Genomic DNA, 14077 nt, shown 5'->3' on the forward strand with positions numbered 1-14077 from the left:
AGCACTATTCGCTACTCCCCATCCGCCATTCGCGAGTGTCTTAGGCCTTCCCGGCCGAATCCTTGCGGGTCGCGTTGACCTGCATCTTGGCGTAGGTCGTCATCAGGCCGACTTCGTTGGACAACGTCACCAGCTTGAAGCCCATGTTGATCGCGCGCGCCGCGCCTTCCGCGCCGCTGCAATGGATGCCCGGGTTGAGACCGCGCTTGGCGCATTCCTTGATGATCTTGTCGTAGATCGCGAGGATCTCCGGCTCGGTGCGGTCGAGCTTCGGCTCGAGGCCGTAGGAGAAGCCGAGATCGGACGGGCCGATATAGACGCCGTCGATGCCCTCGACGTCGAGGATCGCTTCCATGTTCTCGACCGCGGTCCTGGTCTCCATCATCGGCAGCAGGATGGTGTCGGCATTCGCGGTCTTCTGGTAGGAGCCTGCGGTGCCGTACATGCCGGCGCGGATCGGGCCGTTGGAGCGGACGCCCTGCGGCGGATACTTGGAATACGAGACGAGGTTCTTGGCCTCCTGCGCCGTGTTGACCATCGGGCAGATCACGCCATAGGCGCCGCCGTCGAGCACCTTGCCGATGATGCCGGGCTCGTTCCAGGGCACGCGGACCATCGGGGTCACGGGATGCTTATCCATCGCCTGGAAGCACTGCACCATCGAGAGATAGTCCTGCACGCCGTGCTGCATGTCCACGGTGACGCTGTCGAAGCCGCATTGCGCGATCATCTCGGCCGAGAAGCCGGAGGGAATCGCGAGCCACGCGTTGACCACGGCCTTGCCCGACTTCCAGATTTCCTTGACCTTGTTCGCCACGTTGCCTTCCTTCTTTTGTTGCTTGGACCGTTGTTTGGACCTTCGTCACCATGACGAGCGCCGCGACCGCACGGCTCTGCTGTTACCGCGAACCGGGGCTCCGCGCTACGCTCGCAATGACGCAAGACCTATGCGGTCGCCCGCTGGATGCTGACTTCGCTGACGCCGACCTCGCGGGCGGTGTTCACTATCGCCGCCCAGGTGTCATCCGGCAAGGGGATGCCGCTCTTGGTGCGCTCGGCCCGGGTTTTCCGCTCGGGATCGCCTGGAATCAGCACCTGATCGACCCCCGCCATCGGCTTGGTGGCGCGGATGAAGTCGGTATAGCGCGACACCTCTGCATCGAACACATGGGAGGTATCGATCACCTTCGGATCGACATAGAACGCCAGCATGCCGTTGGCGAAGCGTCGGCCGCCCGAGGTGGCCCCGGTTCCGGTCAGCGCGCCGCCGAGCAGCTCGCACATGAACGCAAGGCCCGAGCCCTTGTGATCGCCGAAAGCGCGGATGGCCCCCGTCCCCTTGGTGTGATCGCGCGGCCCTTCCGGCGTGAACGGCCCGTAGAGCACGGTCGGGTCCTCGCTGAGGGTCCCGTCGGCATCGACCAGCGCGCCCTTCGGCAGCTTCTTGCCACCGCGGCTTGCGACCAGCACCTTGCCTTCGGCGACGACCGAGGTTGCGAAATCCAGCACGATCGGATCCTGCCCCGTGCGCGGGATGCCGACGCAATAAGGCGCGGTGGAGAGCCGCTTCTCGACGCCGCCGAACGGCGCCACCAAAAGCGAGCCCGCGGCATTGACGAAATGCACGGAGACCACCCCTTCGGCGGCGGCCATCTCGGCCCAGTCGCCGACGCGGCCGATATGGCCGGCATTGCGCAGCGCAACAGCGGCAAGGCCCGCCTTCTTGCATTTCTCGATGCCGATCCGGACCGCCTGCGGCGTCACGGTCTGGCCGTAGCCGAACTTGCCGTCGACCACCGCGAGCGAAGGCGTGTCGACCACGACCTCCGCGGTCTGGTTCGGGACCACGAAACCCGTCTTCAGCCAGCGGATGTAGACGGGCACGCGGATCACGCCGTGGCTGTCATGGCCGGTGAGATTGGCCGTGGTGAGATAGGTCGCGATCCGCTTGGCCTCCTCCGGCGAGGAGTCTGCGTGGCCGAACACCTCGCCGACGAAATCGATGAGGTTCTGGACCTGGATCGTGACCATCGCGAAATATCTCCCGTTTAAGCACTCACCTTGGCATGGCCGCCGAGATAGGCGGCGCGGATCGCTTCGTTGCCCCAGAGCGCGTCGGGCTTGCCGCCGAGCACGATGCGGCCGGTTTCGAGCACATAGCCGTAATCGGCCACCGACAGGCCCATGCGCGCATTCTGCTCGACGAGCAGCACCGTCGTGTTGCGCCGGATCTCCGAGATGATCTTGAACACGGCCTGCACGATGACGGGCGCTAGCCCAAGCGAGGGCTCGTCGAGCAGCAGCAGCCGCGGCTTGGCCATCAAGCCGCGCGCGACCGCCACCATCTGCAGCTGGCCGCCGGAAAGAGTCCAGCCGAGCGCGTTGGTGAACTTCCGGATGTCGGGGAACAGGTCGAACATCGCGTCCGCCTCCCGCGAAATCTCCGAGGTCGGCGCCCGGCGATTGGACGCGCCGAGCATGATGTTCTCTTTCACGGTGAGACCCGGGAATACCCTGCGGCCTTCCGGCACGTGCGAGATGCCCATGCGGACGATCGCTTCCGGACCAAGACCTGCGATCGACTTGCCGTCGAACAGGATGTCGCCGGAGGTCGGCTTGGCGAGGCCGGAGATGGCGCGCAAGGTCGTGGACTTGCCGGCGCCGTTGGCCCCGAGCAGCGTCACCACCTGCCCCTGCTCCACCGCGCAGGTCACCCCGCGCAGCGCTTCGATCTCGCCGTAGCGCACCACCAGATTGCGGATTTCGAGCAACGGCATCATTCGCTCCCGAGATAGGCGGAGACGACGTCGGGATGACGCAGCACGGCCATGGATTCGCCGTCCGCGATACGGCGTCCGAAGTTGAGCACGGTGATGTGCTGGGCCGCTTCCGAGACCAGCGTCATGTCGTGATCGATGATCAGGATGGTCAGGCCCTGCGCCGCGATGCGCTTGAGCAGCTCGTGCAATTCCAGCTTCTCGGTCGAGTTGAGGCCGGCCGCCGGCTCGTCGAGCAGCAGCAGCGTCGGGTTCGACGCGAGCGCACGGGCGATCTCGATCAGCCGCTGATGGCCGTAGGAGAAGCTCGAGATCAGCTCGTTGGCGCGGCTGCCGAGGCCGACGAAGGTCAGCGCCTCCATCGCCCGCTCGGTCAGGGCGTCGTCGCCCTTCCCGACCATGGTGTTGCCGGGCCGCTCGGCGCCGATCTCGACATTCTCCAGCGCCGTCATCGAACGGAACAGGCGAATGTTCTGGAACGTGCGGCCGAGGCCCGCAGCCGTGCGCTGATGCGGCGCCATATGCGTGATGTCGGTGCCGTCGAGCACGATCCTGCCGGACGTTGCCTCATAGAGGCCCGAGAGCACATTGAGCGTCGTGGTCTTGCCCGAGCCGTTCGGCCCGATCAGCGCATGCACGCCGCCGCGCTTCACGGCGATGTCGACGCCGTCGACGGCCTTGAGGCCACCGAAATGCTTCGACAGGCCGGTGACTTCCAGCACCGTGTCGCCGCCGATCGTCGCCGGCTTCAATTGCAGGGCAGCCGCTGCCGGCGGCGCCTTGATCTTGGCGCGCCAACGCGTGAAGGCGTCCGCGACAAAGCCCCAGATGCCGTCGGGCATGAAGCGGATGATCAGGATCACGAACAGGCCGTAGATTGCGAGATACAGGCCCGGCACGCTCTTGAGGAAGCGCAGCCATTCCGGGATCAGGATCAAGAGACCCGTGCCGATGGCAGAACCGATCGGCGAGGCCACGCCGCCGAGCAGCGACATGGTCAGGAACACGATCGATTCCGCAAAGGAGAACTGATCGGGGCTGACATAGGCGAAGCCGCCGGCGAACAATCCGCCCGCGAGACCGCCGAGCAGCGCACAGAGCGCAAACGCGTAGATCTTGGTGCGGAAGACGTCGATGCCGTTGACGCCGGCCGCAAGCTCGTTGTCGCGCACCGCACGCATGGCGCGGCCGAGTTTTGTATCCGCGAGATGCCAGACCAGGTAGCCGACGATCGCCAGCATCGCGACGCAGAAAGCGAGATAGCTCTGCGACGACTGGAACAGCTCGGGTCGCTTGATGTTGGGGACGCCGTCGGGGCCGCGCGTCAGCCAGATCGCGTTGATCATCACCAGCGTGACGATCTGCTGGAACGAGATCGTCACCATCGCAAGATAATGACCGCCGAGCCGCAGCGTCGACATGCCCAGGAACGCGCCGGCGAGCAGCGAGATCAGGCAGCCGCCGACGAGGCACACCCAGAAGCTGACCTGCAGGTCCGTCGTGCCGATGCCGACCGCATAGGCGCCGAGGCCGAAGAACGCGGCCTGCGCCAGATTGATCTGGCCGCACAGGCCGAGCACGACCGAGAGGCCGAACACCGCGATCGAGAACGTGGTGGCCTGCAGCAGGATGTTGTGGACGTATCCGTCGAAGCGCATGGTCGCCGCGAGCCAGACCAGGATCGCCGCGCCGATGAAGTACGGCAGGTGCCGGACCAGCAGCGGTTTCGAATGGATGCCGGGCGCCGGAATCGGCATGTTGTCGCTGGGAGCGCTCATGCTTTTTCCGCCACGCGTTCGCCGAAGATGCCCTGCGGCCGGAAGATCAGGAAGGCGATCAGCACCAGGAAGGCGAAGCCGTCCTTATAGGGCACCGAGATATAGGCTGCGCCAAAGGTTTCGATGACCCCAAGCGAGAGCCCGCCGATGATGGCGCCGGCCACGTCGCCGAAGCCGCCGATGATGGTGGCCGCGAACGCCTTCAGCGCGATCGTCGAGCCCATCTGGATCGAGACGAACAGCACCGGTGCGACCAGAATACCGGCAAGGCCGCCGAGCACCGCCGAATAGATGAAAGTGATCATGATCATGGTGGAGACGGATATGCCGAGCAGCGAGGCCATCTCCTTGTCCTGCGAGGTCGCCTGCAGCTTCTTGCCGAGCAACGTCTTCTCGAAGAACCAGAAATTGAAGATCACGAGACAGATGGTGACGCCGATGATCAGCAGATACTGGCTGTCGAGATAGACCGGGCCGACCTGGATGCCCGGCGTCTCAAACCAGCCTTCCAGCACCTGCGGCTGCGGGCCGTAGATCGCGAGCACGGAATTGGCGAGCAGGATCGAGGCGCCGATGGTGGCGATGATGACAGGCAGATAGGTGCGGTGGCGCAGCGGATAATAGACGCCGAGATTGAAGATGACGCCGAGCAGCGCCATGCCGAGCAGCGCGACGATGAAGGCCGCCCAATAGGGCAGACCTGCCTCGACCGCGACGACCATCAGATAGGCCGCGACCATGGAGAATTCGCCCTGGGCGAAATTCACCACATTGGTGGCACGGAAGATCAGCACGAAGCCGAGCGCGACGAGCGCGTAGACGGCGCCGATGCCGATGCCGGTAAAAAGGAGTTGCAGGGCGAGATCCATGACAAGCTTCTGTTGGAGGTCGGATGCATTCGCCGAAAGACGGTTCGACCTCCCCGATCGAAATCGGGGAGGCCGTTGAAACGTCAGTCGTTGAACTCGATGTGCTTGTCGAAGACGATCTTGCCCTTGTCGTTCTTCACGATGTTGTAGCCGTGCAGACCGTCGCCGTTCTGGTCGAAATTGTATTCGCCCTCGGCGCCCGCGAACTTCTTGATCGCGAGAATGGCCTCGCGGACCTTGGCCGGATCGGTCGTGCCGGCCTTGTTGATGCCCTGCGCGAGCACGTTGATCGCGTCGAAGGTCCAGGAGCTCTGGTTGTCGGGCGCGACCTTGACCGCGTCGCGGTAGATCTTGCCGAACGCCTGCGAGCCTGCGCTGGAATCCTCGGCATAGTCGGCCACGCCATACGTATTGTAGAGCGCGGGACCTGCGAGCTTCAGCGCGGTGATGTTGACGATCGAGGGCGAGCCGACCCACGGGATGCTGACGCCGAGCTGACGGAGCTGGCGAGCAAAGATGCCGAGATCGTTCTCGAACGTGAAGTAGGAACCGAGGATGTCGGCGCCGGACTGCTTGATCGCGAGCACGACCGGGGTGAAGTCCTGGCTCTGGTTGGCATAGCCCTGATCGAGCACCGGCGGCGCGCCGAGCTTTTCGAGCGCGGCGGTCAGCGCCTTGCCGCCTGCGGTGCCGAACGCATCGGTCGAGTGCAGCACGGCCCATTTCTTCTTGGCGAGCGTGGTGACGCCGTATTCGGCGATCACGCGGCCGGAATAGCTGTCATTGGGGCGGCAGCGGAACAGCCACTGATTGCCCATATGGGTGAGATTCGGATCGGTGCCGCCGATCATCACGGGCTTGCCGAGCTTGGTGACGTCGGGCGCCATCGCATGGACCTGGGTCGAACGAATCGAGCCAAGGAACCCGACGATGTCGGACTGCGCGGCGAGTTTCGAGAAGGCGAGCACGATGCCGGGATTGGTGGTCTGGTCGTCCTCGACGATCAACTCGCCTTGTTTTCCCAGGATACCGCCGGCCTTGTTGACGGCTTCGAGCGCGAGCCTGGCGCCCTTGACGGCGTAGCCGCCGGACTCGGCGGCGGGACCGGTGACGGGCGCGCACATGCCGATCTTGATGGTGGCGCCTTGCGCATGCGCGCTCTTGATGAGGTATGGCGCGGCAATGCCGGCAGCAATTCCGGCAGCGAAGTCGCGTCTCGTCAGTCTCATTCATTCCTCCCTGGGGCCGGGCATCCTTGTCGGCCCTTCTTTGTCTTGGATCTATGTCTTGGCTCTATCGCTGAATACAGAACCGGATGCTACTTACGAATTCTGCCGATACGAGTAAATTGATATTGCGCCAACATCGACTAACTGCGCAGAGCGCGCACCCAATAGTGATCAACACCCGCGACGGCTGTCTATTCTCAGCGATTTTTCACGGCATTTTCACGCATTTCGCGGCGACCGCGCTGCCCACGCGTTATGCAATGACGACAGTCATGCGTAGTTGGAAAGTGATCATGCAAATTTGCCGTTACGTTTCATCCGTGACCTCGTCACTCGCGTCCGTGGAAGCGAGACACAATTCCAACTGACCGAGCATTTCCTGCAACTCAGCGAGCTTGCGCGCGCCGAAGCGCTGCGTGATCTCGGCGTAGATCGCTTCCGAGGATGGGGCGACCGCGGCCATCAGCTTGACGCCCTCTTTCGAGATCGAGACCATGCTGCGGCGCTGGTCCGCCTTCGCCGTCCTGCGCTCGATCAGATTCCGCGCCTCGAGATCGCGCAGGATGCGGGACAGGCTCGGCCCGAGGAGAAATGCCGTGCGCGCGAGCTCGGTCACCTCCGCGGCCTCGATGGCTGCCAATGCGCGGAGGATGCGCCATTGCTGCTCGGTCAGGCCGTGCTCGCGCAGCTTGGGACGAAATTGCCGCATCACCGCTTCACGTGCCCTGAGCAGCGACATCGGCAGCGAGCGCGAGAAGTCGCGCATCGGCACCTGCCGTGCGGCGGGCTCACTTCCGTTCGCGGGGTCAGCCGGTCTCTTCGCCATGTCGTCCTTTCAAAGCCGCCCTTTCAAGCCGCAAAATGTTTGCAGTGCAGCAAGCCCAAATTGTGTTTGACGCGTTCACTTAACATGTTAAGTATCTCCAGGCACCACGATTTGTAAGATCACAGATGGCGCTTTCCAACGACGATATCCAAGCTTGTGCGAGCCGTCTGCATCAGGCGGAGAAGACCCGCACTCAGATCCGGCAGCTCTCGCAGGATTTTCCAGGCATTACCATCGCTGACGCCTACGCGATTCAGAAGGCCTGGGTCGACCTCAAGCTCGCGGAGGGCCGCATCGTCAAGGGCCACAAGATCGGCTTGACATCGAAGGCGATGCAGAGCGCGCTCAATATCGACGAGCCGGATTCCGGCGTGCTGCTCGACGACATGTTCTTTGCCGATGGCGGCCTCGTCCCGACCGAGCGCTTCATCGCCACGCGCGTCGAGGCCGAGCTCGCCTTCGTCATGAGCAGGCGCCTCGCGGGGCCGGATTGCACGATGTTCGACGTGCTCAACGCCACCGATTTCGTGGTGCCGGCGCTGGAGATCCTGGACACGCGCATCGAACGTGTCGACCCCAGCACCAAGGCGACGCGAAAAATCTTCGACACCATCGCCGACAATGCGGCGAATGCCGGCATCGTGCTCGGTGGACGGCCGATCCGCCCGCTGGACGCAGATTTGCGCTGGATCGGCGCGCTTTGTTTCAAGAATGGCCAGCTCGAAGAGACGGGCCTTGCCGCCGGCGTGCTCAATCATCCCGCGACTGCGGTGGCCTGGCTCGCCAACAAGATCGCGCCGCTCGGCCTTGCGCTGGAGCCCGGCCAGATCGTGCTTGCCGGCTCCTTCATCCGTCCGATCGAGACCCGCAAGGGCGACACAATTCAGGCCGATTATGGCGCCTACGGCTCGGTGAGCTGCTACTTCGCTTAGACGAACAAAAAGACAGGGAGTGAAACCGCGATGCCGCATTTCACGATCGAATATTCGGCCAATCTCGACGGCCGCCTCGACATCGGCGCCGTCTGCGAGGTGGTGCGGAAGGCAGCGGTCGAGACCGGCATCTTCCCGCTCGGCGGCATCCGCGTCCGCGCTGTCAGGTGCGAGCACTATGCGATCGCCGACGCGCGACAGGACTACGGCTTTCTCGACATGGTGCTGCGCATCGGCGAAGGACGCGACCTTCCCACGCGCCAGAAGGCAGGCGAGCACGTCTTCCAGGCGCTTTCAAAACATCTCGATCCCGTCTTCGCCGCCAGCAAGTTCGCCCTGTCGTTCGACATGCAGATCAACGACAAGGACACCAGCTGGAAGCGCAACAACATCCACGACGCCCTGAAAGTGGAGGCTGCCCATGGATAAGCCCACGCCGAAAGCCGATGTGTTCCAGGCCAATCGCGACCGCGCAGCACCGCTGCTGAAGACGCTGCGGGGCGACGGCATCGGCCACATGATCGACGGCAAGATCGTCCCCTCCATCTCCGGTGAGACCTTCGAGACGAAGTCCCCGGTCGATGGCGCCACGCTCGCGAGCGTCGCGCGCGGCAGCGCCGAGGACATCGACGCCGCGGCCACGGCCGCTGCGCTGGCCTTCAAGTCGTGGCGCGACATGGGGCCGGCGATGCGGAAGAAGCTGCTGCACCGCGTCGCCGACGCGATCGAGGACAATGCCGACGACATCGCCGTGCTCGAATGCATCGACACCGGTCAGGCCTATCGCTTCATGGCCAAGGCCGCGATCCGCGCCGCCGAGAATTTCCGCTTCTTCGCCGACAAATGCGCCGAGGCGCGCGACGGCCAGAACACGCCGAGCGACGAGCACTGGAACGTCTCGACCCGCGTGCCGATAGGCCCGGTCGGCGTGATCACGCCGTGGAACACACCGTTCATGCTCTCGACCTGGAAGATCGCGCCGGCGCTGGCCGCGGGCTGCACCGTCGTGCACAAGCCGGCCGAATGGTCGCCGGTGACCGCCGCCGTTCTGGCAAGGCTCGTCAAGGAAGCCGGCGTTCCCGACGGCGTGCTCAACACCGTGCACGGTTTTGGCGAGGAGGCCGGCAAGGCCCTGACCGAGCATCCCGCGATCAAGGCGATCGGCTTCGTCGGCGAGAGCGCGACGGGCTCGGCGATCATGGTTCAGGGCGCGCCGACCTTGAAGCGCGTGCATTTCGAGCTCGGCGGCAAGAACCCGGTGATCGTGTTCGACGACGCCGATCTCGACCGCGCCCTCGATGCGGTCGTGTTCATGATCTACTCGCTCAACGGCGAGCGCTGCACATCGTCAAGCCGCCTGTTGATCCAGGCCAGCATTGCGGAGAAATTCATTGAGAAGCTGACCGCCCGCGTGAAAACGCTGAGGGTCGGCCATCCCCTCGACCCCGCCACCGAGATCGGACCGCTGATCCACGAACGGCACCTGGCAAAGGTGTGCTCCTATTTCGACGTCGCGCGACAGGACGGCGCGACGATTGCCGTCGGCGGCAAAGCTTTCGATGGTCCGGGAGGCGGACACTACGTCGAGCCGACGCTGGTGACCGGCGCGACCGGCAAGATGCGCGTGGCGCAGGAGGAGGTGTTCGGCCCCTTCCTCACCGTGCTGCCCTTCAAGGACGAGGCCGACGCGATCGAGATCGCCAACGACATCCGCTACGGCCTGACCGGCTATGTCTGGACCAACGACGTCGGCCGCGCGCTGCGCGTTGCCGACGCGCTGGAGGCCGGCATGATCTGGCTCAACTCGGAAAACGTTCGCCATCTGCCGACGCCGTTCGGCGGCATGAAGGCCTCAGGCATCGGCCGCGACGGCGGCGACTACTCGTTCGACTTCTACATGGAAACCAAGCACGTCTCGCTGGCGCGGGGCACGCACAAGATTCAGAAATTGGGAATCTGACGCCCGTCGAGCCGAGAGGGGAAACGCCAATGCCCGTACCGCAACACATCTTCGAACCGCCGTTCAACATCATCCGCTCCAGCCACGTCGTGCTCGACGTGACCGACCTGAAGCTCAGCCGCGCGTTCTACGAGACCACCGTCGGGCTGCATGTCGAGGATGCCGACGACAAGGTCGTCTATCTGCGCGCAGCCGAGGAGCACCAGCATCACTCGCTGGTGTTGCGCAAGGCGTCGGTACCCGCCTGTAACAGGCTCGGCTTCAAGGTCGGTAACGACAAAGACCTCGACAAGGCCGCCTCCTTTCTTTCGGAGAACGGTCTCTCTTACGCCTTCGTCGACCAGCCCTTCCAGGGCCGCACGCTGCAGTTCACCGATCCCTTCGGCTTCCAGATCGAGCTGTACGCCGCGATGGACCGGCGGCCGCATCTGCTTCGCCGCTACGACCTCTACAGAGGATGCCACCCGCAGCGGCTCGACCATTTCAACGTCTTCGCCGCCGAGGTGCAGGACACCGTCGAGTTCTACGCGCGGCTCGGCTTCCGCCTGACCGAATATGCCGAGGAGGACGGACCGAACGGGCGCATCGCCGCGGCCTGGATGCACCGCAAGGGCAACGTCCACGATTTCGCCATCACAAACGGCAAGGGCCCTCGCCTGCACCACTTCGCCTACTGGACGCCGACGGCGATGAACATCATCCATCTCTGCGACGTGATGGCCTCGCAAGGCTTCGTCAAGAACATCGAGCGCGGCCCGGGACGCCACGGCATCTCGAATGCGTTCTTCCTCTACGTGCGCGACCCCGACGGGCACCGTCTCGAGCTCTACACCAGCGACTACTTTACGGGCGATCACGACCACGAGCCGCTGCGCTGGTCGCTGCGCGATCCGCGCCGCCAGACGCTGTGGGGCGCGCCGGCGCCGCGCTCGTGGTTCGAGCAGGGTTCGCCGTTCAGCGGGCAAGCCGTGCGCGAGCCGAAGTTCGTGGCCGACGTGCTGGTGGCGGATTAAGAGATGAAGCTCCCTCGCCTCGCCACCTATTCCGTCAAGGGTGAAATCCGCTACGGCGCCGTCCTGGAGGGCGGCATCGTCGATCTCTCCGCACGCCACGCAAAAGACTATCCAACGCTGCGCGAGGTGATCGCGGCCGGGAAGCTCGTGAGCCTCGCCGAAGAGGCCGCCGGCCGCACGCCGGTTCACGCGCTCGGCGAGATCACCTGGCTGCCGCCGGTGCCCGCGCCGGAAAAGATCATCTGCATCGGCGTCAACTATCCCGACCGCAATGCCGAGTACAAGGACGGCCAGGAGGCGCCGAAATATCCGAGCATGTTCATGCGCTCGCCCCGCTCCTTCGTCGGCCACGACACGCCTTTGGTGCGCCCGCGCGCATCGGCGCAGCTCGACTACGAAGGCGAGATCGTGCTGGTGATCGGCAAGCCCGGCCGGCACATCGCGGAAAGCGCCGCGCTAGATCACGTCGCGGCCCTCACGCTCTGCAACGAAGGCTCGGTGCGCGACTGGCTGCGCCACGCCAAGTTCAACGTCACGCAGGGCAAGAACTTTGATTCCAGCGGCAGCCTCGGCCCGTGGCTCGTGCCCTACACCAAGGAAGCGCAGATCGCCGACATTCGTCTGACCACGCATGTCAACGGCGAGCTCAGGCAGGAGGACCGGACCAGCCGGCTGATGTTTCCGTTCCGCTATCTCATCAGCTATATCTCGACCTTCGCGACGCTTGTCCCCGGTGACATCATTGTGACGGGCACGCCGACCGGCGCCGGCGCGCGGTTCGATCCGCCGCGCTATCTGAAGCCCGGCGATGTCATCGAGGTCGAAGCCGAAGGCATCGGCATGCTACGAAATGGCGTCGTCGACGAAGCCTGAACAACAATCGAAATGGAATAGTGCAATGACCACCCTCACCGGCGGCGAAGCGATCGTAAGCGGCCTTGTCGCCCATGGCGTCGACACCGTGTTCGGCCTGCCCGGCGCGCAGGTCTACGGTCTGTTCGACGCCTTCCACCAGGCCCGGCTCAACGTGATCGGCGCGCGGCACGAGCAGGCCTGCGGCTACATGGCGTTTGGTTACGCACGCTCCAGCGGCAGGCCCGGCGTGTTCAGCGTGGTGCCCGGCCCCGGCGTGCTCAACGCCAGCGCGGCGCTGCTGACCGCCTATGGCTGCAACGAGCCGGTGCTGTGCGTGACCGGCCAGGTGCCGACGCAGTTTCTGGGCAAGGGCCGCGGCCATCTGCACGAGATGCCGGACCAGCTCGCCACCTTGCGCACCTATGTCAAATGGGCCGATCGCATCGAAACGCCCGGCAACGCGCCGACCACCGTGTCGCGCGCCTTCCAGGAGATGACGTCCGGCCGTCGTGGCCCTGCCTCTGTCGAAATGCCCTGGGACGTCTTCACCCAGCGCGCGGACACATGTGACGCAAAGGTGCTGGAGCCGCTGCCCGCGCCGCTGCCCGATCCGGATCTGATCACGCAGGCGGCTGCGGTGATCAGGAGCAGCAAGGCGCCGATGATCTTTGTCGGCAGCGGCGCGATCGAGGCGCGCGACGAAATCCTCGAGCTCGCCGAGATGATCGATGCACCCGTCGTCGCCTTCCGCAGCGGGCGCGGCATCGTCTCCAACGCGCATGAGCTGGGGCTCACGATGGCTGCCGCCTACAAACTATGGCCGAAGACCGATCTCATGATCGGCATCGGTTCGCGGCTGGAGCTGCCGACCATGTCGCGCTGGCCGTATCGGCCCGACGGGTTGAAGAGCATCCGGATCGACATAGATCCCGTCGAGATGCGGCGCTTCATCTCCGACACCGCCATCGTCGCCGATGCCAAGACCGCGACCGCCGATCTGATCGAAGCGGTCAGCAAGGCCGGCTACAGCAAGACCGCCGGCCGCCGCGCCGCGATCCGCGAGGCCACCGCGACCGCGCTGGCGGATATCCAGAGCATCCAGCCGCAGATGGCGTATCTCAACATCCTGCGCGAGGTGCTGCCGGCCAACGCGATCGTCACCGATGAATTGTCGCAATTCGGCTTCGCGTCCTGGTACGGCTTTCCGATCTACGAGCCGCGCACCTTCATCACGTCAGGGTATCAGGGCACGCTCGGCTCGGGCTTTCCCACAGCGCTTGGGGCCAAGGTCGCCAACCCCGACAAGCCGGTGGTGGCGATCACCGGCGACGGCGGCTTCATGTTCGGCGTGCAGGAGCTTGCCACCGCCGTGCAGTTCAACATCGGCGTAGTGACGCTGGTGTTCAACAACAACGCCTACGGCAATGTCCGCCGCGACCAGCGCGAGCGCTTTAACGGCCGCGTGGTGGCGTCCGATCTGGTCAATCCGGATTTCGTCAAGCTCGCGGAGTCCTTTGGTGTGGCTGCTGCGCGCGTCACCGCGCCGGACCAGTTCAAGGCAGCGATGGAAAAGGCGCTGGCCCATGACGGGCCGTATCTGATTTCGATCGAGGTGACGCGGGATTCGGAGGTCAGCCCCTGGGCGTTCATTCACCCGCCGAAGCCGTAAACGAAGCATCGTCGTTCCAGGACTCCTTCCTTCTCCCCTTGTGGGCCTGTTGCGTAATTCGTCAATTGTGATTCCCTCGGGCAAAGCCTTGGAGGGTAGCGATGGCGGTTAAGCAGACGGGACAGCCGAGCTTTGTGGAAGCGCTGATGCCGAAGGGGGCCGGCGCCAA

General features: G+C 64.4%; 13 protein-coding genes. 6 read left to right on the forward strand and 7 right to left on the reverse strand.

Translation table 11 applies throughout. The features are described from left to right. Window positions 1–40: 40 nt before the first annotated feature. The 7 genes from OWC48_RS04940 to hpaR all read right to left on the reverse strand — a co-directional run bounded on the left by OWC48_RS04940 (window position 41) and on the right by hpaR (window position 7479). Window positions 41–817, reverse strand: a complete 777-nt coding sequence (locus OWC48_RS04940) for an HpcH/HpaI aldolase/citrate lyase family protein (protein ID WP_028157190.1) — start codon at window positions 815–817, stop codon at window positions 41–43. A 128-nt stretch (window positions 818–945) separates the two neighbouring features. Beyond that, a complete protein-coding gene (locus OWC48_RS04945; protein ID WP_282518928.1) occupies window positions 946–2031 on the reverse strand; it encodes a malate/lactate/ureidoglycolate dehydrogenase in 1086 nt (361 codons plus the stop codon). Between the two features lie 17 nt (window positions 2032–2048). Further along, window positions 2049–2777: an ABC transporter ATP-binding protein gene (locus OWC48_RS04950; protein ID WP_071917611.1), complete on the reverse strand. Its 729-nt coding sequence runs from the start codon at window positions 2775–2777 to the stop codon at window positions 2049–2051. Next, on the reverse strand, window positions 2777–4555 hold the full coding sequence (locus tag OWC48_RS04955) for a branched-chain amino acid ABC transporter ATP-binding protein/permease (RefSeq protein ID WP_282518929.1): 1779 nt from the start codon (window positions 4553–4555) through the stop codon (window positions 2777–2779). Before OWC48_RS04955 ends, OWC48_RS04950 begins: the two co-directional genes overlap by 1 nt. Next, entirely contained in the window at window positions 4552–5424 is an 873-nt protein-coding gene (locus tag OWC48_RS04960; protein ID WP_282518930.1) for a branched-chain amino acid ABC transporter permease, read from the reverse strand. The genes OWC48_RS04955 and OWC48_RS04960 overlap by 4 nt, the downstream gene beginning before the upstream one ends. An 83-nt stretch (window positions 5425–5507) precedes the next feature. After that, entirely contained in the window at window positions 5508–6653 is a 1146-nt protein-coding gene (locus OWC48_RS04965) for an ABC transporter substrate-binding protein (RefSeq protein WP_282518931.1), read from the reverse strand. Window positions 6654–6960: 307 nt separating this feature from the next. Further along, on the reverse strand, window positions 6961–7479 hold the full coding sequence (gene hpaR, locus OWC48_RS04970; protein ID WP_282518932.1) for a homoprotocatechuate degradation operon regulator HpaR: 519 nt from the start codon (window positions 7477–7479) through the stop codon (window positions 6961–6963). Window positions 7480–7604: 125 nt separating this feature from the next. On the opposite strand from hpaR, the gene hpaH reads away from it, so the two are divergent. The 6 genes from hpaH to OWC48_RS05000 are packed head-to-tail and all read left to right on the forward strand — an operon-like array spanning window position 7605 to window position 13908. Further along, entirely contained in the window at window positions 7605–8411 is an 807-nt protein-coding gene (gene hpaH / locus OWC48_RS04975; protein ID WP_282518933.1) for a 2-oxo-hept-4-ene-1,7-dioate hydratase, read from the forward strand. Window positions 8412–8441: 30 nt separating this feature from the next. Further along, entirely contained in the window at window positions 8442–8840 is a 399-nt protein-coding gene (locus OWC48_RS04980) for a 5-carboxymethyl-2-hydroxymuconate Delta-isomerase (RefSeq protein WP_028146923.1), read from the forward strand. Further along, window positions 8833–10371: a 5-carboxymethyl-2-hydroxymuconate semialdehyde dehydrogenase gene (gene hpaE, locus OWC48_RS04985; RefSeq protein ID WP_282518934.1), complete on the forward strand. Its 1539-nt coding sequence runs from the start codon at window positions 8833–8835 to the stop codon at window positions 10369–10371. Before OWC48_RS04980 ends, hpaE begins: the two co-directional genes overlap by 8 nt. A 29-nt stretch (window positions 10372–10400) precedes the next feature. Then, entirely contained in the window at window positions 10401–11384 is a 984-nt protein-coding gene (gene hpaD, locus OWC48_RS04990) for a 3,4-dihydroxyphenylacetate 2,3-dioxygenase (protein WP_282518935.1), read from the forward strand. Between the two features lie 3 nt (window positions 11385–11387). Continuing rightward, complete coding sequence (locus tag OWC48_RS04995) at window positions 11388–12257, forward strand: fumarylacetoacetate hydrolase family protein (RefSeq protein WP_282518936.1); 870 nt, start codon at window positions 11388–11390, stop codon at window positions 12255–12257. A 25-nt stretch (window positions 12258–12282) separates the two neighbouring features. Continuing rightward, window positions 12283–13908, forward strand: coding sequence for a thiamine pyrophosphate-dependent enzyme (locus OWC48_RS05000; protein ID WP_282518937.1), 1626 nt, complete (start codon window positions 12283–12285; stop codon window positions 13906–13908). The last annotated feature ends 169 nt before the right edge of the window (window positions 13909–14077 follow it).

Source organism: Bradyrhizobium sp. Arg816, from assembly GCF_029989365.1.
Taxonomy (GTDB): Bacteria; Pseudomonadota; Alphaproteobacteria; order Rhizobiales; family Xanthobacteraceae; genus Bradyrhizobium.